The organism is Leucobacter chromiiresistens, from assembly GCF_900102345.1.
Taxonomy (GTDB): domain Bacteria; phylum Actinomycetota; class Actinomycetes; order Actinomycetales; family Microbacteriaceae; genus Leucobacter; species Leucobacter chromiiresistens.
The window spans coordinates 236,304-255,256 of sequence record NZ_FNKB01000002.1; the positions used below are offsets into that span (position 1 = coordinate 236,304).

14 protein-coding genes are annotated in these 18,953 nt (G+C 71.6%); 6 read left to right on the forward strand and 8 right to left on the reverse strand.

The genetic code is table 11. The features are described 5' to 3' along the window. Positions 1–75 precede the first annotated feature (75 nt). A complete protein-coding gene (locus BLT44_RS14110) occupies positions 76–1,026 on the forward strand; it encodes a LysR family transcriptional regulator (protein ID WP_074690428.1) in 951 nt (316 codons plus the stop codon). 56 nt (positions 1,027–1,082) lie between these two features. Here BLT44_RS14110 and BLT44_RS14115 read toward each other — a convergent pair whose 3' ends face one another. The 3 genes from BLT44_RS14115 to BLT44_RS14125 all read right to left on the reverse strand — a co-directional run bounded on the left by BLT44_RS14115 (position 1,083) and on the right by BLT44_RS14125 (position 6,832). Continuing rightward, on the reverse strand, positions 1,083–2,108 hold the full coding sequence (locus BLT44_RS14115) for an agmatine deiminase family protein (protein WP_010156482.1): 1,026 nt from the start codon (positions 2,106–2,108) through the stop codon (positions 1,083–1,085). Between the two features lie 97 nt (positions 2,109–2,205). Further along, positions 2,206–2,895, reverse strand: coding sequence for a GntR family transcriptional regulator (locus BLT44_RS14120; RefSeq protein ID WP_010156483.1), 690 nt, complete (start codon positions 2,893–2,895; stop codon positions 2,206–2,208). Positions 2,896–3,139: 244 nt separating this feature from the next. Beyond that, positions 3,140–6,832: a multifunctional oxoglutarate decarboxylase/oxoglutarate dehydrogenase thiamine pyrophosphate-binding subunit/dihydrolipoyllysine-residue succinyltransferase subunit gene (locus BLT44_RS14125; RefSeq protein ID WP_010156484.1), complete on the reverse strand. Its 3,693-nt coding sequence runs from the start codon at positions 6,830–6,832 to the stop codon at positions 3,140–3,142. 243 nt (positions 6,833–7,075) lie between these two features. Between BLT44_RS14125 and BLT44_RS14130 the strand changes: the two genes are divergently transcribed. Beyond that, positions 7,076–8,404, forward strand: coding sequence for a hemolysin family protein (locus tag BLT44_RS14130; protein ID WP_010156485.1), 1,329 nt, complete (start codon positions 7,076–7,078; stop codon positions 8,402–8,404). Continuing rightward, on the forward strand, positions 8,401–9,447 hold the full coding sequence (locus BLT44_RS14135) for a hemolysin family protein (RefSeq protein ID WP_010156486.1): 1,047 nt from the start codon (positions 8,401–8,403) through the stop codon (positions 9,445–9,447). Before BLT44_RS14130 ends, BLT44_RS14135 begins: the two co-directional genes overlap by 4 nt. A gap of 71 nt (positions 9,448–9,518) precedes the next feature. Here BLT44_RS14135 and BLT44_RS15440 read toward each other — a convergent pair whose 3' ends face one another. The 3 genes from BLT44_RS15440 to BLT44_RS14150 form a co-directional block, all read right to left on the reverse strand. Beyond that, positions 9,519–10,103, reverse strand: coding sequence for a hypothetical protein (locus tag BLT44_RS15440; protein ID WP_143026167.1), 585 nt, complete (start codon positions 10,101–10,103; stop codon positions 9,519–9,521). Positions 10,104–10,245: 142 nt separating this feature from the next. Next, on the reverse strand, positions 10,246–11,451 hold the full coding sequence (gene metX / locus BLT44_RS14145; RefSeq protein WP_010156488.1) for a homoserine O-acetyltransferase MetX: 1,206 nt from the start codon (positions 11,449–11,451) through the stop codon (positions 10,246–10,248). Positions 11,452–11,531: 80 nt separating this feature from the next. Further along, on the reverse strand, positions 11,532–12,857 hold the full coding sequence (locus BLT44_RS14150) for a bifunctional o-acetylhomoserine/o-acetylserine sulfhydrylase (protein WP_010156489.1): 1,326 nt from the start codon (positions 12,855–12,857) through the stop codon (positions 11,532–11,534). A 316-nt stretch (positions 12,858–13,173) separates the two neighbouring features. On the opposite strand from BLT44_RS14150, the gene BLT44_RS14155 reads away from it, so the two are divergent. Together BLT44_RS14155 and BLT44_RS14160 are read left to right on the forward strand one after the other, a co-directional pair. After that, positions 13,174–13,947 carry an SDR family oxidoreductase gene (locus BLT44_RS14155; protein ID WP_010156490.1) on the forward strand — a complete coding sequence of 258 codons (774 nt, stop codon included), beginning with the start codon at positions 13,174–13,176 and terminating at the stop codon, positions 13,945–13,947. Between the two features lie 3 nt (positions 13,948–13,950). Then, entirely contained in the window at positions 13,951–14,646 is a 696-nt protein-coding gene (locus BLT44_RS14160; RefSeq protein WP_010156491.1) for a uracil-DNA glycosylase, read from the forward strand. Here the strand turns inward: BLT44_RS14160 and BLT44_RS14165 are convergent. Together BLT44_RS14165 and BLT44_RS14170 are read right to left on the reverse strand one after the other, a co-directional pair. Next, the gene (locus tag BLT44_RS14165) at positions 14,643–16,094 is read right to left on the reverse strand and encodes an amino acid permease (protein WP_010156492.1); all 1,452 of its coding nucleotides are present in this window, start codon (positions 16,092–16,094) and stop codon (positions 14,643–14,645) included. The two genes, BLT44_RS14160 and BLT44_RS14165, sit on opposite strands and share 4 nt — an antisense overlap. Before the next feature lie 132 nt (positions 16,095–16,226). Beyond that, positions 16,227–17,171, reverse strand: a complete 945-nt coding sequence (locus BLT44_RS14170; RefSeq protein WP_074690430.1) for an arginase family protein — start codon at positions 17,169–17,171, stop codon at positions 16,227–16,229. Positions 17,172–17,347: 176 nt separating this feature from the next. Here BLT44_RS14170 and hutH point away from each other — a divergent pair, with 176 nt between their 5' ends. Continuing rightward, entirely contained in the window at positions 17,348–18,919 is a 1,572-nt protein-coding gene (gene hutH / locus BLT44_RS14175; protein ID WP_040505335.1) for a histidine ammonia-lyase, read from the forward strand. Positions 18,920–18,953: the final 34 nt, after the last annotated feature.

Here is an 18,953-nt window from a genome sequence, read left to right on the forward strand (position 1 = left end):
CCCCGGCGGAGCATGAAGTACAGCGACGGTTTGTGTGGAATAGTGTGAAGTAGAACTGATGAATCGGGAGGCCGCATGCTCGAGATGAAGCGCTTGCGCCTGCTCTGGGAGCTCGACACGCGCGGCACCGTCGCGGCCGTCGCCGAAGCGCTGAACTACAGCCCGTCGGCGATCTCGCAGCAGCTCGCGCTGCTCGAACGCGAGGCGGGAGTGCCGCTGCTGCGCCGGTCGGGTCGCACGCTCGAACTGACCCCCGCCGCCCAGGTGCTGGTCGCCGAGACGCACGACCTGCTGGCCGGGCTCGAGCGCGCGGAGGCGGCGCTGCACCGCGCGCACGCCGAGGTCGGGGGCACCGTGCGCATCGCCGTGTTCCAGACCGCCCTGCTCGCGCTCATGCCGCAGGTGCTCGGGCGGCTGCGCGACACGCACCCGCGTCTGCGGGTCGAGATGGTGCAGCACGAACCCGAGGCCGGGCTCGAGGAGACGTGGACCCGGCGCTTCGACCTCGTGATCGCCGAGCAGTACCCGGGGCACGCGGCGCCGCGCTTCTCGGGCCTCGACCGGCAGCCCCTGATCACCGACCGCATTCGGCTGGGCCTCCCCGCGCCGGGCGTCGGCTCCGGCGCGTTCGACACGGTGCGACGGCTCGCAGACGCCGCGGAGCTCCCCTGGGTGCTCGAGCCGGAGGGCGCGGCGTCTCGGCACTGGGCGCTGCAGGCCTGCCGCAGCGCCGGGTTCGAACCCGACGTGCGCTACGAGACGGCCGACCTCCAGGCGCAGGTGCGCCTCATCGAAACGGGCAACGCCGTGGCGCTCCTGCCCGACCTGCTGCACGCCGGCACGACGCGCGCGCTGCGCCTCATCGAGCTCGCCGGCGATCCCCAGCGCAGCGTCTTCACCGCGGCCCGGGCGTCGGCGGAGGGGCACCCCGGGCTCGTCGCGGTGCGGGCCGCCCTCCGCGCCGAGGCCGCGCTGCTCGAATCCGGCGAGGCGGGCGCTCGGCGGGGCGCCGGCCCGCCGCGCTGAGACGCGCCCAGCGGGCCGCGCGGGGCACGCGCGACCCGCACCGGGTTCGTCAGGGTCTAGCGGGTCTTCGGCTGCTGCTGCGTGATGCAGTGGATCCCGCCGCCGCGGGCGAAGAGCGGCCGTGCGTCGAGCCCGATCACTTCGCGGCCGGGGTAGGCCTCGCGCAGAATCGCGAGGGCGCGATCATCGGCGGGGTCGTCGAACGCGCACGCGAGCACCGCGCCGTTGATGACGACGTGGTTGATGTAGCTGTAGTCGACGAAGCCCTCGTCGTCGCGCAGCGTCTCGGGGGCGGGCAGGTCGATGATCTCGAAGTTCGCCGAGGTGTCGTCGCGGTACCGGTCGGCGACGTCGCGGTTGGTGCGCGCGATCACATGGTCGGGGTGCGATTCCGCATCCTGCCGGTGCATGAGCAGCAGATCGGGGCTCGTGAAGGCGGCGAGGATGTCGGAGTGGCCGCGGGTGCCGAAGGTGTCGTGGTCGCGGGTGAGGCCGCGCGGCAGCCACAGCGCGCTCGTCGCGCCGATGGTGCGTGCGAGCTCGGCCTCGACCTGCTCCTGAGTCCAGCCCGGGTTGCGGCCCGGATCGAGCTGCACCGTCTTGGTGATCACGACGCGGCCCGTGCCGTCCACCTGGATGCCGCCGCCCTCGTTCGTCATCTCGGAGTCGATCAGCTCGGCGCCGGCCGCCTCGGCCACGATGCGGCCGATGTGCTGGTCGTGGTTCCACTGCGCCCACTCCTGGCCGCCCCAGCCGTTGAACACGAAGTTCACCGCGCCGAGGCGCCCGTCGTCGCCGATGACGAAGCTCGGCCCGATGTCGCGCATCCACGCGTCGTTGAGCGGCGCGGTGATGCGCTCGATCTGAGCGGAGAGGTAGCGGGCGGCGATCGCCTCGTCGCCCGGGTTGACGACCACGGTCACGGGCTCGTGCTCGCTCGCGGCGTTCGCGACGGCCGCCCATGTGGTGCGCGCCTCCTCGGCCTCCGCCTCGGTGTCGCCGAGGGTGTACCCGCTCGTCGGCCAGGCCAGCCACAGCCGCTCCTGCTCGTGTCCCTCGATCGGCATGCGCCAGGTGGTCATCGATACTCCCTCGTGTGCGAAAACTAACGTCGCCCCAGTCTAATGGGCGCGTGACCAATAGCGGATCCCGGAGCGGATCCCGGAGCGGATTCCGGCGCTACGATTCCTCCCGCGCCGTCGCCCACAGCGCCCGCGCGTGCGAGATGTGCCGGTGCAGCACCCGCTCGGCGCCCGCGCCGTCGCCGGCGGCGAGCAGATCGAGGAGCTCGAGGTGCTCCCGAGCGGAGCCGTGGAGCCGGCCCTCGCGCGAGACGGTGGCGATCCCGTACAGGCGCGTGCGCCGGCGCAGCGACGTCGCGAGCTCGACCAGCTGCGCGTTGCCGGTGTATTCGAGCACCCGCGCGTGGAACTCGCGATCGAAGCGCAGATACTCCTCGAGATGGTCGTTCTCGGCCGCGGCGAGGCAGGCGTGCGCGAGTTCGCGGAGGCGGGGGAGATCCTCCTCGGGAATGCGCCCGGCCACGATGCGCATCGCCGGCGGCTCGAGCATGAGCCGGATCTGCGCGAGATCGTCGAGATCGGTCTCGCTCATCGACGTCACGCGGAACCCCTTGTTCTTCACGCTCTCGACCAGGCCCTCGCGCACCAGATCCATCATCGCCTCGCGCACCGGCGTCGCCGAGACCCCCAGCCGCGCGCCGAGCGCGGGGGTCGAGAGCACGTCGCCCTCGCCGAGACGACCGGTGATGATCGCCGTGCGCAAGCGCTCGAGCACCGTTTCGCGCAGGCTCAGCGAGCGCTGCACGAGCGGTTCGCGGCTCGCGGTGTCGCCGTCGGAGAAGGGCATCGGGCTCCTCGGAGTCCTGAACGCGGCGCGTTCGTGTGGGGTGCTCTCATCCTCCCACGCCGCGCCTGGGACGCCGCTCCTCCGGCGATCGGGCCCGCCCGGATCGGTTGCGGCCCGCGCGGTGCGGGCTCGCGCCCCGGCTTCGGCTTCGGCTTCGGTAAGAGATTCGGCTTCGGTGAGGCCCGAATCGCCGGGAAGCTCTCACCGAAGCCGAATCTCTCACCGAGCCGGCGCGCCGCCGCGCCTACCCCTCGAACCGCAGTGCGCGCGCGATGAGCTCCTCCTGCTCGACCGCGTGCACCTTCGCCGAACCGGTCGAGGGCGCAGCCGACGCCGCACGCGACACCACGCGGATGCGATCATTCGCCAGCTTCTTCGACAGCTCCAGCGAGATGAACGGCCACGCGCCCTGGTTCTCGGGCTCGTCCTGCACCCACACGATCTCGGCGCCCTGGTACTGCGCCAGCACGCGCCCCAGCTGGGTCGCGGGGATGGGGTAGAACTGCTCGACCCGCACCACGGCGACGCGCGGATCGGGGTGCTTCTCGAGCGCGGTGCGCAGGTCGTAGTAGACCTTGCCCGAGACGAGCAGCACGCGCTCGACGCGCGACGGCTCCGTCATCGCGGGATCGTCGATGACCGGCTGGAACCCGCCCTCGGTGAAGTCCTCCACCTTCGACGTCGCGCCTCGCAGGCGCAGCATCGACTTCGGGGTGAACACGATGAGCGGCTTCCGGGGCCGCGCGTACGCCTGGCGCCGCAGCAGGTGGAAGTAGTTCGCGGGGGTCGAGGGGCGCGCGACGATCATGTTGTCCTCGGCGCACAGCTGCAGGTAGCGCTCGATGCGGGCCGATGAGTGGTCGGGGCCCTGGCCCTCGTAGCCGTGGGGGAGCAGCATGACCACGGAGGACTGCTGACCCCACTTCTGCTCGGCCGCCGCGATGTACTCGTCGATGACGGCCTGGGCGGTGTTCGCGAAGTCGCCGAACTGCGCCTCCCAGAGCACCAGGGCGTCCTCGCGCTGCAGCGAGTAGCCGTACTCGTAGGCGAGCGCCGCGTACTCCGAGAGCAGCGAGTCGTAGATCCAGAATCGCGCCTGCTCCTCCGAGAGGTTGAGCAGCGGAATCCACTCCTGCCCGTTCGCCCGGTCGTGGAACACGGCGTGCCGCTGCGCGAAGGTGCCGCGACGCGCGTCTTGACCGGCCATGCGCACGGGCGTGCCCTCCATGAGCAGCGAGCCGAGTGCGAGCAGCTCGCCGAAGCCCCAGTCGATGCCGCCCTCGCGGCTCATGTCGACGCGCTTGTTGAGCAGCTGCTGCAGCTTCTGGTGCACGGTGAAGCCCTCGGGCTTGTTCGCGTGCGCGTCGCCGATGCGCTCGATGACGGTGCGATCCACCGCGGTCTCGAGCTGGTGGTCGGATCGGCCGCCCGACTCGGCGAACTCGGAGATGCCGCTGGTGTCGATGACGGGGATCGAGCCGGTCTGCGCGGCATGGGTCTCCTGGAAGGCGCGTTCGAGGCGATCCTGGAAGTCCTGCTTCGCCCGCTCGTACTCCTCCTCCGTGATGTCGCCGCGCCCGACGAGCGCGCTCGTGTAGAGGCGGCGCGTGGAGCGCTTCGCCTCGATGAGGTCGGTCATGAGCGGCTGGGTCATCGAGGGGTCGTCGCCCTCGTTGTGCCCGCGCCGGCGGTAGCACACCAGGTCGATGATGACGTCGATGTGGAAGCGCTGACGGAACTCGTACGCGAGCTTCGCGACGCGCACGACCGACTCGGGATCGTCGCCGTTCACGTGGAAGATGGGCGCCTGCACGGCCTTGCCGATGTCGGAGGAGTACGGCGTCGACCGCGAGTCGAGCGGCAGCGTCGTGAAGCCGACCTGGTTGTTGATGATGATGTGGATCGTGCCGCCCGTGCGGTAGCCGCGCAGCTGCGACATCTGCATGGTCTCGTACACGACGCCCTGACCGGCCATCGCGGCGTCGCCGTGGATGAGGATCGGGAGGGTGGTGAAGGAGCCGATCGGCTTCAGATCCTGCTTCGCGCGCACGATGCCCTCGAGCACGCCGTCCACGGTCTCCAGGTGCGAGGGGTTCGCCGCGAGGTGGATCGGCACCTGCGTGCCGTTCGGTGCGGTGAAGACGCCCGAGGTGCCGAGGTGGTACTTGACGTCGCCCGAGCCGGCCTTCTGGGCCTGCGCCCCCTCGAACTCGCGGAAGATCTGGCCGTACGTCTTGCCCGCGATGTTCGAGAGCACGTTCAGCCGCCCGCGGTGGGCCATGCCGACGTCGACGCTGTCGACGCCGTCCTCAGCCGCATCGATCAGCATGGCGTCGAGCAGAGGGATTACGGTCTCGCCGCCCTCGAGGCTGAAGCGCTTCTGGCCGACGTACTTGGTCTGGAGGAACGTCTCGAACGCCTCCGCCTCGTTGAGCTTCTCGAGGATGCGCATCTGCTCGTCGTGGCTCGGCTTGGCGTAGGGCACCTCGAGCTGCTCGCGCAGCCACAGGCGCTGGGCCGGATCCTGGATGTGCATGTACTCGATGCCGATCTTGCGGCAGTACGAGTCGCGCAGCACGCCGAGGATGTCGCGGAGCGGCATCGTGCGCTTCCCGCCGATGCCCCCGGTTGCGAATTCGCGGTCGAGATCCCAGAACGTGAGCCCGTGCGATTCGATCTCGAGGTCGGGGTGGGTGCGCTGCACGTACTCGAGCGGGTCGACGTCGGCCATGAGGTGCCCGCGCACGCGGAAGGAGTTGATGAGCTCCTGCACCCGCGCCGACTTGTCGACGGCGCCGAACTCGTCGACGTGGATGTCGGAGGCCCACTGCACCGGCTTGTAGGGGATGCGCAGCGCGGCGAAGATCTCCTCGTAGAAGCCGTGCTTGCCGATGAGGCGTTCGTGCACCAGCTTGAGGAACTCGCCGGAGCCGGCGCCCTGGATGACGCGGTGGTCGTAGGTGCTCGTGAGCGTGATGGTCTTCGAGATGCCGAGGCGGTTCAGCGTCTCCTGCGACGCGCCCTGGAACTCGGCGGGGTACTCGAGCGCGCCGGCGCCGATGATGCTGCCCTGGCCCTGCATGAGGCGGGGCACGGAGTGGACGGTGCCGATGCCGCCGGGGTTCGTGAGCGAGATCGTGGTGCCCTGGAAGTCGCCGGCGGCGAGCTTGTTGTCGCGGGCGCGCTTCACGAGATCTTCGTAGGCGGCGAGGAACTCATTGAAGTTGAGCGACTCGGCGCGCTTCACGGAGGGGACGAGCAGCGAGCGGGTGCCGTCGGGCTTCGGCACGTCGATCGCGATGCCGAGGCCGATGTGCGCCGGCGACACGATGGAGGGCTTGCCGTCGACCTCCGCGTAGCTGACGTTCTGGCTCGGGAAGTCCTTGAGGGTCTGGATCAGGGCCCAGCCGATGAGGTGCGTGAACGACACCTTGCCGCCGCGGCTGCGGCGCAGGTGGTTGTTGATCACGATGCGGTTGTCGATGAGGAGCTTGGCGGGGATGGTCCGCACGCTGGTCGCGGTGGGCACCGCGAGGCTCTGGTCCATGTTCTTCGAGAGCGTGCGCGCCATGCCCTTGAGGGGGGTCACCCGGTCGTCTTCGGGGGCGTCCTGCTCGGTGTTCGTGCTGCGCGCCGTGCTGGGGGCGTCGGCGGGGATGGGGGCGACGCGGGGGGCCGCCTTCGTGGTGCGGGCCGGCTGCGTCGGGGTGGTGATGGGGCTCGTCGCGGGAGCCGCTCCTCCGCTCGGCGCAGCGGGCGCGGGCGCCGCGGCTCCGGACTGCGCGGCTCCGTACTTCTCGAGCACCGGCCACCACGACCGATCCACCGAGTTCTTGTCGACTTGGAACTGCTTCCAGAGTTCGTCGACCAGCCACGCATTCGCGCCGAAATCTCCTGCGGGACCAGCTTGATTGGTGGTCTCCGTGCGCTCCGCCAAAGCGACTTCCTCTCGTTCGTGCAGGGTCTGCAAGATTGATGTAGTCGGAGGTATGGGCTCCTGAGCCGTACCGGCACCAAGCCTACGCCCATCTGCGCGCGGAGGGGCGAATACTCCCAGTGCGGATTCCGGGTTGTGGTGGTAGCCTCGGAGGGCTATGGACGCTGACTCTCGAAGACCCTCCGACCCTCCGAGTACCGGCCGCGCTGAGGCGCGGCCCACCGTCTTCTCCCGGAGCCGTCGGTGAACGACTGGCTCCTCCTGCTCATCGGCGTCGTGTTGACGCTCGGCACCGGCATCTTCGTCGCCTCCGAATTCTCGCTGGTCGCGCTCGACCGTCAAGATCTGGAGCGCCGGCGCGGGGCGGGCGAGCGCGGGCTCGACCGCGTGATCCGCGGCCTCTCGCGCACGTCCACCCACCTGTCGAGCGCCCAGCTCGGCATCACGCTCACGACGCTGCTCGCCGGCTACACGCTCGAGCCCGCGCTGAGCAGCTTCCTCGATGTGCCGCTCGGCGCCCTCGGGGTGCCCGAGGAGCTGCGCCGCGCGATCAGCGCGCCGATCGCCGTGGCCGTGGCGACCGTGTTCTCCATGATCGTCGGGGAGCTCGTGCCGAAGAACTTCGCGATCTCCAAGCCGCTCGCCACCGCCCGGCTCGTGATGCCCGCGCAGGCGGCCTTCACGACGACGCTGAAACCGGCCGTCATGGTGCTGAACGGCAGCGCGAACGGCGTGCTGCGCACCCTCGGCATCGAACCGCAGGAAGAGCTCTCGGGGGCCCGCTCGGCGCAGGAGCTCTCGTCCCTGGTGCGCCACTCGGCGAGCGCCGGCCTGCTGGAGGCCGATACGGCGACGCTGCTCGACCGCACGCTGCGCTTCTCCGAGCTGTCGGCGGGCGACGTGATGACGCCGCGCCTCAAAGTGGAGAGCCTGCAGCGGCTCGAGCCCGCGAAGGCGGTGCTCGAGCTGTCGGGCCGCACCGGCTTCTCCCGCTTCCCGGTGATCGATGAGGATCGCGACGACATCGTCGGGGTGGTGCACGTGAAGCAGGCGGTCGCCGTGCCGCGTGCGAAGCGCGACGAGGTGCCCGTGGCGGCGCTCATGGAGGACGCGGTGCGCGTGCCCGAGACGATGCATCTCGACCAGCTGCTCGAGGAGCTGCGGGGCAGCGGCTTCCAGCTCGCGATCGTCGCCGACGAGTACGGCGGCACCGCCGGCATCGTGACGCTCGAGGATCTGGTGGAGGAGATCGTGGGGGAGGTCGCCGACGAGCACGATCGCGCCGCTGCGGGAGTGGTCGGCACCGCCGAGCAGATGAGCTTCCCCGCCGACCTGCGCCCCGATGAGGTGCGCGAGCAGACGGGGGTCGAGATTCCCGAGGACGACGCGTACGACACGGCCGCCGGCTTCGTGCTGCACGAGCTCGGCCGCATCCCGGAGGCCGGCGATCAGGTGGGGCTGCCCGACGGCGGAACGCTCCGGGTGGTGCGCATGGACGGGCGGCGCATCGCCCGCCTGCAGTACACGAGCGCCCCGATCGCGCTCTCGGACGACGAGGGGGAACGCGCATGAGCGACTGGGTCGGGATCGCGTGGCTGATCGTGCTGCTCGCGGCGAACGCCTTCTTCGTGGGCGCCGAGTTCGCGGTCATCTCGGCGCGGCGATCCCAGATCGAGCCGAAGGCCGAGGCGGGCTCGAAGCGCGCCCAGACCGCGCTCTACGCAATGGAGCACGCGACGCTGATGCTGGCGACGAGCCAGTTGGGCATCACGGTGTGCTCCCTGCTGATCCTGAACGTGTCGGAGCCCGCGATCCATCACCTGCTCGAGGGGCCCCTCCACTGGACGGGTATTCCCGAGCAGGCGGTGACCATCTCGGCCTTCGTGCTGACCCTCGTCGGCGTCTCCTACCTGCACGTCGTCTTCGGCGAGATGGTGCCGAAGAATGCGGCGTTCTCGATGCCCGATCGCGCCGTGCTACTGCTCGCTCCGCCGCTCGTCGCCATCTCGCGCCTGCTGCGGCACATCATCGCGGGGCTCAACGCGGTCGCCAACGGCGTGCTGCGGCTGTTCGGCGTGGAGCCGAAGTCGGAGACGAACAGCACCTTCACGCTGGAGGAGGTCGCGAGCATCGTGAGCCACTCGACCCGCGAGGGCGTGCTCGAGGATCGGAGCGGGGCGCTGACGGCCGCCTTCGAGTTCACGACGAAGCGGGCGCGCGATCTGCTCGTGCCGTCGGATCGCCTGGTGGTGCTGCCCGAGGGGTCGACGCCCGGCGACGTGGAGGCGGCGGTGGCGCGCCACGGGTTCTCGCGGTACCCGATCGCCGATGCGGCAGGGGAGCTCGTCGGGTACGTGCACATCAAGGATCTGGTGCGCCTCGGGGAGGATCGGGTCGCCGAGCCGATTCCCGGCAAGCGCATCCGCGAGATGGAGTCGGTGCACGCGGAGACGGAGCTGGAGGACGTGCTGGCCCGGCTGCAGGGCCGCGGCATCCACCTGGCACGCATCCACGACGACGCGGGATCGGTGCTCGGCGTCGTATTCCTCGAAGACGTGATCGAGGAGCTCGTGGGCGAGATCCACGACGCGACGCGGCGGCAGCGCTTCGCCTGAGTCGGGTCGGCGGGCGCGCGGCCGTGCAGACGGGGCCGCCGGGCCGGCGCGCGCGGCCGTGCGTCGCGGACCTACTGGGCGGTCAGCACGAGGTGCGCGGAGACCTCGTCGAAGGGCAGGCCCGCGTTCGAGACCAGGAGGTTGTCGGGCACGGCGAAGGTCACGTCGAACTGCGCCTGATCCTCGCCGAGCTCGGTCGGCCGCAGTTCGACGCTCGTGTTCGGCTGGGAGAGATCGCCGACCGAGAGCGTGCCGACCGACGTCACCGTCTCCTCCATGTCGTCGCGCACCAGCATCGTCGGCGTGGTCTGCACGAAGGAGGCCTCCGGCATGTCGGCGATCGCCACCTGCAGCTCGGCCGACATGATCATGCCGTCGCGCACCACCATGGTGCCGCTCGACGAGATGCGCTCGCCCAGCGCCTCGTGCAGCGATGACGAGCCGAGCGGGGCGTTCAGGGTGAAGTCGGTGACGGCGTAGGTGCGATCGACGGGCACCGTCATGAGGTTCGAATCGGGTGCGGCGCGCAGCTCGGCGGCATTGGCATCGTGCTCCACGGCCGGGGCGCACCCGGCGAGGCACAGCGGGATCACCGCGGACACCGAGGCGACCACTCCCAGAGCGCGCCAGGAAGAACGCGCGTGCACGATAGTCAAGCTGAGGCTCCTCTTCCGATGACGCAGATTTCCGGCGGTCGGGCCGGTCAAGTTACTGGGAGAGACTACGACCCGAAGGTGGGAGGCCCCCGTGTGACCCCTGCGAGGTCGCTCAGGCGGCGGAAGGCCGCCGTCAGGGGGCTCAGGCGGCGAGCAGCCGCCGCAGGTGCGCGCCGACGCGCTCGAACTCGATGAGGAACGCGTCGTGGCCGAAGGGCGACTCGATGCGCGTCGCCTGCGGCCCGTCGAGGCTTCCGGGGGTGTGGCGTGCGATCTCGTCCTGCCCGTCGAGCGTGAACAGGCGGTCGCTGGGAATGCCGAGCACGAGCGTCGGCAGGTCGATCGTGGAGAGCGCCGCGCGCACCCCGCCTCGGCCTCGGCCCACGTCGTGCGAGTTCATGGCCTGCACGAGCGTCACATAGCTGTTCGCGTCGAAGCGCCGGGTGAACTTGTTGCCGTGGAAGTCGAGGTACGACTCGACGGCGAAGCGGCCGCCGCCGCCGAGCGGGCTGACCGCGGACTGCCAGGCGCGGCCGAAGCGCTCGTCGAGCTCGGTGTTGCTGCGGTAGTTGAGCAGCGCGAGCCTTCGGGCGGTGGCGAGGCCGTGATGCGGGCCGACGCCGTCGGGGGCGTCGTAGTAGTTGCCGCCCCGGTAGCAGGGGTCGGAGCGGATCGCCTCGAGCTGCACGAGGTTCAGTCCGATCTGGTCGGCCGTGGTCACGGGGGGCGCTGCGATGACGGCGAGGCGGGCGGTTCGCTCGCGGTGCGAGACGCCCCACTCGAGTGCGTGCATGCCGCCCATCGACCCCCCGATGACCGCCTCGAACCGCTCGATGCCGAGCGCGTCCGCGAAGCGGGCGGCGGCGGCGACCTGGTCGCGGATGGTGAGGTATGGGAACCGGCCGCCCCACTCGCGACCCGACTGGTCGAGCGAGCCCGGACCGGTGGATCCCTGGCAGCCGCCGAGCACGTTGGGCGCGATGATGCAGTAGCGGTCGGTGTCGAGCGGGCGGCCCGGCCCGACGATCTCCGACCACCAGCCGTCGGTGGGGTGCCCGGGGCCCGCGGGTCCGACGAGGTGGCTGTCGCCGGTGAGCGCGTGGAAGACGAGGATCGCGTTGTCGCGCCGTGCGTTGAGCGTGCCGAAGGCCTCGTAGGCCAGGCGCACGTGGGGGATGACCGCTCCGGCCTCGGTCGTGAGCTCGCCGATGGGCACGAACGATCGCTCGCCCACGGGGTCGCCGTCGCGCCACCCGCCCGAGATCGGCGGCCGCCCCATCAGCGCGCGCAGCTGCGCGTCGGTGATGAAGTCGGTCGGGAACGAGTCCTCGGGCGTCTGCCAGTCCATGAGCACCTATTCTGTCGCGACGGGCACCCGGCGGGGGCGAATGTTACGCGGCACGTCCGCCCCCGCGCCTCCGGGTGCGCTCAGGCGTTGGCGGACGACTCGGCGACGACCTTGCGCGCCGCGGCGAAGCCCTGCTCGAGGTCTGCCTTGATGTCGTCGATGTGCTCGAGCCCCACCGAGAGGCGGACCAGACCGGGAGTGACGCCGGCCGTGAGCTGCTGCTCGGGGGTGAGCTGCGAGTGCGTCGTGGACGCCGGGTGGATGATGAGGCTGCGCACATCGCCGATGTTCGCCACGTGGCTGAACAGCTCGACGTTCTCGACGACGGCCCGGCCGGCGTCGACTCCGCCCTTGAGCTCGAACGCGAGCACGGCTCCGACGCCCTTCGGCGCGTACCGGTTCGCCGCCGCGTACCAGGGGCTCGACGGCAGGCCGGAGTAGTGCACGGTGGCGACGTCGTCGTGGGCGTCGAGCCACTCGGCGATCTCCTGCGCGTTCTGCACGTGGCGCTCGACGCGGAGCGACAGCGTCTCGATGCCCTGCAGCAGCAGCCAGGCGCTGAGGGGCGCGATCGAGGAGCCGAGATCGCGCAGCAGCTGCACGCGGGCCTTGATGATGTAGGCGATCGCGTCGCCGACGGCGCCCGTGTAGCTCACGCCGTTGTACGACGGGTCGGGCTCGGTGAGGCCGGGGAACTTGTCGGCGTGCTGCGACCACGGGAAGGTGCCGCCGTCGACGATCACCCCGCCGAGCGTCGTGCCGTGCCCGCCGAGGAACTTCGTGGCGGAGTGCAGCACGATGTCGGCGCCGTGCTCGAAGGGGCGCACCAGGTAGGGGCTCGCGACGGTGTTGTCGATGATGAGCGGGAGGCGGTTCTCGTGCGCGACGTCGGCGACGGCGCGGATGTCGAGCACGTTGGAGCGGGGGTTCGCGATGGACTCGGCGAAGAACAGCTTCGTGTTCGGCCGCACGGCGCGCTGCCAGGCCGCGGGGTCGTCCTGATCCTCCACGAAGGTGACCTCGATGCCCAGCTTCGCGAGCGAGTACTTGAACAGGTTGTACGTGCCGCCGTAGATCGACGCCGATGAGACGATGTGGTCGCCGGCGTTCGCGATGTTCAGCACGGCGAAGGTGGACGCCGCCTGCCCGCTCGCGAGCAGCAGCGCCGCCGTGCCGCCCTCGAGGGCGGCGATGCGCTCTTCGACGACGGCCTGCGTCGGGTTGGTGATGCGGGTGTAGATCGGGCCGAGCTCGGCGAGCGCGAACCGGTTCGCGGCCTGCGCGGTGTCGTCGAACACGAACGACGTGGTCTGGTGGATCGGCACGGCGCGCGCCCCGGTCTCGTCGGGCTGCTGCCCCGAGTGGATCTGCCGGGTCTCGAATCCCCAGGCGCTCTGGTCGGTCATGGTGTCTCCTCGATGAGTGGGTCGCGATGCGTGGCGTGCGGATGGTGCGTGCAGGTGCGGGAAGGCGGGCGGGTGCCGCTGCGCGGATCGGCGCCTCGGTGCGGTTCGAGCGTACGAGACGGGCGCCGCGGCGGCAATGGGCCGAGACGCACTGCGTAACGTGCCGCGCGGTGGCACCCGGTGGCACCCGCCGGCACCCGGCCCCGCCCGCCGCCTCCGAGGCCCCCGACGCCGCGCGGGCGGTCCGCCGCGGTCTGTCGCGCGCCGCGGCGCCTCGCTAGGCTCGGTTCGGATACCGCCGAACGGAGGAGGGCGCATGCAGCGACGGGTCGTGGTGACAGGGGCGAGTTCGGGGATCGGCGCGGCGACCGTGCGCCGATTCGCGGAGCGCGGGTGGGAGACCGTCGCGGTCGCCCGGCGGGTCGATCGTCTCGAGGCGCTCGCCGCCGAGACCGGCGCGCAGCCGATCGCCTGCGATGTGACCGACGAGGCGCAGGTGGCGCGCCTCGCCGCGGAGGTCGCGGCGAGCGGCGGCGCGACCGGCCTCGTGAACAACGCGGGCGGCGCGTGGGGCACCGAATCCGTCGAGCACGCGTCGAACGACGACTGGCGCCGCATGTTCGAGGTGAACGTGATCGGCCTCCGCTCGGTGACGTCGGCGCTGCTGCCCGTGCTGCGCGACGGGGCCCGGCGCTCGGGGTTCGCGTCGATCCTCAACGTGACCTCGACGGCCGGGCACAGCGCCTATCCGGGCGGCGGCGGCTACAACGCCGCCAAGTTCGCGGCGCACGCGGTGACCGGCGTGCTCCGTCTCGAGCTCGGCGGCGAGCCGATCCGCGTCATGGAGCTGGCCCCCGGCCTCGTGCACACGGAGGAGTTCACCCTGAACCGCCTCCGCGGCGACGCCGAGGCCGCCCGCAAGCCGTACGCCGACGTGACGCCGCTGCAGGCGGAGGAGGTCGCGAGCGTGCTCGTCGGGGCGTTCGAGCAGCCCCCGCACGTGAACCAGGATCTGATCGTGCTGCGCCCGGTCGCCCAGACGAGCGTGTTCCACACGCATCGCGGCCCGCTCGTCGCGAAGGGGGAGTAGCCGATGCGCTCCGGCCCGCCGGCGGGCATGGCCGCCGACTGGGCGGCGGCGCTCGCTCCGGTCGCCGGGCAGCTGGCCGACGTCGAGCGGTTCGTGGCGTCGGAGCGCGCGGCGGGCGTCGCGGTGCTGCCCGGCCCCGACCGGGTGCTGGCGGCGTTCGAGCGGCCGATGGCCGACGCCCGCGTGCTCATCGTGGGGCAGGATCCGTATCCCACGCCCGGGCACCCGATCGGCCTGTCGTTCGCGACGTCGCCCGACGTGCGCCCGATCCCGCGCAGTCTGCGCAATATCTACCGCGAGCGGGAGGACGACCTCGGGATCGCGCCCGCCGAGCACGGCGACCTCTCGGCGTGGGCGGACCGCGGCGTGCTGCTGCTCAACCGGGTGCTCACCGTGCGCGCCGGGGAGGCGGGCTCGCACCGCCGCAGGGGCTGGGAGGAGATCACGGCCCGCGCGATCTCGGCGCTCGCCGAGCGGGACGCGCCGCTCGTCGCGATCCTGTGGGGCAGGCCGGCGCAGACGCTGCGTCCGCTGCTCGGCGCGGTGCCCTGCATCGAGAGCGCGCACCCGTCGCCGCTGTCGGCTTCGCGCGGCTTCTTCGGCTCCCGGCCGTTCAGCCGCGCGAACGCGGCGCTCCGCGAGCAGGGGGCCGACGAGATCGACTGGTCGCTGCCCAGCGCAGAACCGGCGCTGTTCTAGCCCCGCTCCTCCGGCGCGGCCGCGGCGCGCTCGCCGGCCGGCACGACCCCGATGGGCTCCGTCTGGTCGACGAGGCGGTAGGGGCGCCGGCCGTCGCCCCGCACGCAGGCGAAGTAGCAGACGGTCACCAGGGCGACCCAGACGAGCCCGACCCAGAGGGCGGGCCGCGAATCGGGCACGACGCCGACGAGCACGATGACGCACACGATGAAGCCGACGGTGAGCCAGGAGGCGACCGGCCAGAGCGGCACCGGGAACTCGCTCGGCAGCCGCCCCTCGCGCGCGATCTCGGCGCGCATGCGGATGTGGGCGACGAGGATGACGAGCCACACCAGCACGGTGGCGAAGGTGGCGAGCGCGCCGAGCAGGAAGAGCACCTGATCGGGGTACAGGAAGTTGAGCACGACGCCGACGAGGAGCCCGACGATCATCGTGACGACGGTCATGATCGGCACGCCGTTGCGGGTGGTCCGGGTGAACGACCGCGGCGCCTGCCCCTGCTCGGCGAGCCCGTGCAGCATCCGCCCCGCTCCGAAGATGTCGGCGTTCATCGCCGAGAGCGCCGCCGTGATGAGGATCACGTTGAAGACGGCCGCCGCGGCCTGGAATCCGATCGACTCGAAGATCGACACGAAGGGGCTCGTCTCGCCGGTGATGTCGACCCAGGGCTGGATGCACATGATCACGCCGAGGGTCAGCACGTAGAAGAGCAGGATGCGGATCGGCACCGAGTTGATCGCCTTCGGGAGCACGCGCTTCGGGTTCTGCGCCTCGCCCGCGGTGACGCCGATGATCTCGATCCCGCCGAAGGCGAACATCACGATCGTGAACGAGGCGATGAGGCCCCAGAGCCCGTTCGGCATGAATCCGCCGTGCTCCACGAGGTTCTGCGGCCCCATCCGATCGTGGCCCGCGATGCCGAATCCGAACAGGATCACGGCGACGCCGGCGACGATCAGCGCGATGATCGCGACGATCTTCACGAGCGCGAACCAGAACTCGAGCTCGCCGAAGACGCGCACCCCGAGCAGGTTGATGGCGGCGATGAAGCAGACGACGGCGAGCACCCACACCCACTGCGACACGTCGGGGAACCAGAACCGCATGTAGACCCCGATGGCGGTGGCGTCGAAGACGGCGACGAGGAACATCTCGAAGGCGAAGGTCCAGCCGACGAGGAAGCCGGCGTACGGGTGGATGTAGCGCGAGGCGTACTGGCCGAAGGAGCCTGAGACGGGGTGCCGCACGATCATCTCGCCGAGCGCCCGCATCACCATGAACACGGCGGCGCCCCCGATGACGTAGGCGATGAGCACGGCGGGGCCGGCGGTCTGGATGGCCCCGGAGGATCCCATGAAGAGCCCGGTGCCGATCGCCGAGCCGAGCGCCATGAACCGGATGTGGCGCGCGGTGAGGCCGCGGCGCAGGCCGGATGCGGTGGTGGTCATGGGAACATCCTTTCGTCTGCGAACGGATTCTCGTGAATCGGGCGCGCTGGGAGCGCCGAGCGGCGCACCGGGCGCGGCGGCGGGAAGGCGGGGGAGGCGGGGGAGCTGGGAGCGGGGACGGGGTGGGGTGGGTCAGCGGCCGAGTCGCTGCGCGAGGCCAGCCGCGGCCTCGAGCACGAGGAGCGCGGCGAGCCGCACCGTGCGGCCGTCGGGCGCATCGGCGGTCGCGTCGACCTCGGCGATGTCGATGCCCCGCACGCGGGCGTCGCCGGCGAGGAGGCGGGCGGCGCGGCGGAGCTCGTGCGCCTGCAGGCCGCCGGGGATGGACGCGGGGCACCCCGGGGCCACGGAGCGGTCGCACACGTCGACGTCGAGGTCGACGTGCACGGGGCCGCCGCCCGCGCCCGCGATGTCGAGCGCCTCCGAGACGATGTCGCTCAGGGGGCGCTCGTGGAGCTCGTCGCGGTGGATCACCGTGACGCCGAGCTGCTGCGCGCGGCTCCGGTAGGCGTGCGAATTCGCGAAGTCGGCGATGCCGATCTGCACGATGCGGCGAGGGTCGAGCCCGGCTTCGATCAGGCGGCGCACGGGGGAGCCGTTGCTGCGGCCGTCGCGCAGATCGTGGTGGGCGTCCAACGTGATGAGCCCGGCGTTCGGCAGTCGCGCCCCGGCCACGCCGAGCGCCGCCGGCACGGTGAGCGCGTTGTCGCCGCCGAGCGCCACGACCAGCTCCGATCGCGCCGCGAGCCGTTCGATGGCCGCGGCCGCCTCCTGCTCGCCGCGCTCGTCGTCGGGGTCTGCGCAGTCGCCGGCGTCGACGATGCGCAGCGCCTCGTCGAGCACGATCTCCGTCTCCGCGCCGCGGCCGTCGCGCGCGGCGACCGTGACGACGTGGCTCGAATAGCGCTGCAGCGCCGCGCGCACCGCTGCGGGGGTCTCGTGCGCGTTCGACGCGGAGAGCGAGGTGCGCCAGGTCGGCACGCCGATGAGCGCGAGGTCGACCCGTTCGTCGTCGCGGGGAGCGGGCCAGGCTCCGGTGCGCGGCCAGGACGGATCGTGCGACAGTGCGGGGGCCATAAGCGTCTCCTCGTGCTCGACAGGGCTGCCACCAGTGTGCAGGGTCCCACGGGGGCGATGCAGCTTCGCGCCGGCCTCCGCGTCCGGAATCCCGGATGCGCGCCCCGTCCGGGATCCCGGACACGCGACGCACGAAGGCGGTGGTCGGGGCGACGCGCATGCGATGGGATCGAGGCATGACAGCCCTGCATCCCGCGACCGTCGCGCTCGGCGACGCCCCGCTCACCATCGCCGACGTCGTATCCGTCGCGCGGCACGACGCCCCCGTCCGCATCGCCGACGCCGCCCGCGAGCGAGTCGTCGCGAGTCGCGCCGTGATCGAGGATCTCGCGAACGACAGCCGGCCCCACTACGGCATCTCCACCGGCTTCGGCGCCCTCGCCAACGTGCAGATCCCCGTCGAGAAGCGCCAGCAGCTGCAGCGCAGCCTGATCCGGTCGCACGCCGCGGGCACCGGCGACGAGGTGGAGCGGGAGGTCGTGCGCGCGCTGATGCTGCTGCGGGTGAACACGCTCGCGAGCGGGCGGACGGGCGTTCGCGCCGAGGTCGTCGACACGTACGCCGCGATCCTCAACGCCGGCATCACCCCCGTGGTGCACGAGTACGGCTCGCTGGGGTGCTCCGGAGACCTCAGCCCGCTCGCGCACTGCGCGCTCACGCTCATGGGGGAGGGCGAGGTGCGCACCGCAGGCGAACCCGACGCGCGCGTGCCCGCGGCGCAGGCGCTCGCCGCAGCGGGCATCGCGCCCCTGGTGCTCGCCGAGAAGGAGGGCCTCGCGCTCATCAACGGCACCGACGGCATGCTCGGCATGCTCTGCCTCGCCCTCACCGACCTCGCGCGCCTGCTCACGATCGCCGACGCCGCGGCGGCCGCCTCCATCGAGGGGCTCACCGGCACCGACGCCGTCTTCGCCGCCGACCTGCACGCCCTCCGCCCGCACCCGGGGCAGGCGACGTCGGCCGCGAACATGCTGCGCGTGCTCGAGGGGTCGGCCCTCGTGCAGCGACCCCGCGAGGGCGAGTTCACGCGCGTGCAAGACGCGTACTCGCTGCGCTGCGCCCCGCAGGTGCACGGCGCGGCGCGCGACACCGCGGCCCACGCCGCCCGGGTCGCCGCCGTCGAACTGGTCTCGGCCATCGACAACCCCGTCGTGCTGCCCGACGGCCGCGTGGAGTCGAACGGCAACTTCCACGGAGCCCCGGTCGGCTACGTGCTCGACTTCCTCGCCATCGCGGTCGCCGACGTCGCGAGCATCTCGGAGCGGCGCACCGACCGCTTCCTCGACGTGGCGCGCAACCACGGGCTGCCGCCGTTCCTCGCCGCGGACGCCGGGCTCGACTCCGGGCTCATGATCGCCCAGTACACCGCGGCGGGCATCGTCTCCGAGCTCAAGCGGCTCGCCGCTCCCGCATCGGTCGACTCGATCCCGTCGTCGGCGATGCAGGAGGACCACGTCTCCATGGGCTGGGCCGCAGGCCGCAAGCTGCGTCGCTCCATCGACGGGCTCGCCCACGTGCTCGGCATCGAGCTGCTCGCCTCGACCCGAGCCCTCGACTTCCGAGCCGGGCAGGGGCTCGGCGATCCCTCGCCCGCAACGGCGGCGGTGCACCGGCTCTTCCGCACGCGGATCCCGGCGCCCGAGACCGACACCTACCTCTCGCCGACCATCACCGCCGCCCACGAGCTCGTCGCGGGAGGGGCGGTGGGCGACGCGCTCGCCGACGCGCTCGGCGCGCCCCTCGACTGAACCGCGGCGCCGGCGAGCGGATAGGCTGCGAGAC

What these genes read in the sequence shown, in the direction of transcription:
- BLT44_RS14110 (WP_074690428.1), top strand. Translation starts at nt 76, where the DNA reads ATGCTCGAGATGAAGCGCTTGCGCCTGCTCTGGGAGCTCGACACGCGC.
- BLT44_RS14115 (WP_010156482.1), bottom strand. Translation starts at nt 2,108, where the DNA reads ATGACCACCTGGCGCATGCCGATCGAGGGACACGAGCAGGAGCGGCTG.
- BLT44_RS14120 (WP_010156483.1), bottom strand. Translation starts at nt 2,895, where the DNA reads ATGCCCTTCTCCGACGGCGACACCGCGAGCCGCGAACCGCTCGTGCAG.
- BLT44_RS14135 (WP_010156486.1), top strand. Translation starts at nt 8,401, where the DNA reads ATGAGCGACTGGGTCGGGATCGCGTGGCTGATCGTGCTGCTCGCGGCG.
- metX (WP_010156488.1), bottom strand. Translation starts at nt 11,451, where the DNA reads ATGGACTGGCAGACGCCCGAGGACTCGTTCCCGACCGACTTCATCACC.
- BLT44_RS14150 (WP_010156489.1), bottom strand. Translation starts at nt 12,857, where the DNA reads ATGACCGACCAGAGCGCCTGGGGATTCGAGACCCGGCAGATCCACTCG.
- BLT44_RS14155 (WP_010156490.1), top strand. Translation starts at nt 13,174, where the DNA reads ATGCAGCGACGGGTCGTGGTGACAGGGGCGAGTTCGGGGATCGGCGCG.
- BLT44_RS14160 (WP_010156491.1), top strand. Translation starts at nt 13,951, where the DNA reads ATGCGCTCCGGCCCGCCGGCGGGCATGGCCGCCGACTGGGCGGCGGCG.
- BLT44_RS14165 (WP_010156492.1), bottom strand. Translation starts at nt 16,094, where the DNA reads ATGACCACCACCGCATCCGGCCTGCGCCGCGGCCTCACCGCGCGCCAC.
- BLT44_RS14170 (WP_074690430.1), bottom strand. Translation starts at nt 17,171, where the DNA reads ATGGCCCCCGCACTGTCGCACGATCCGTCCTGGCCGCGCACCGGAGCC.
- hutH (WP_040505335.1), top strand. Translation starts at nt 17,348, where the DNA reads ATGACAGCCCTGCATCCCGCGACCGTCGCGCTCGGCGACGCCCCGCTC.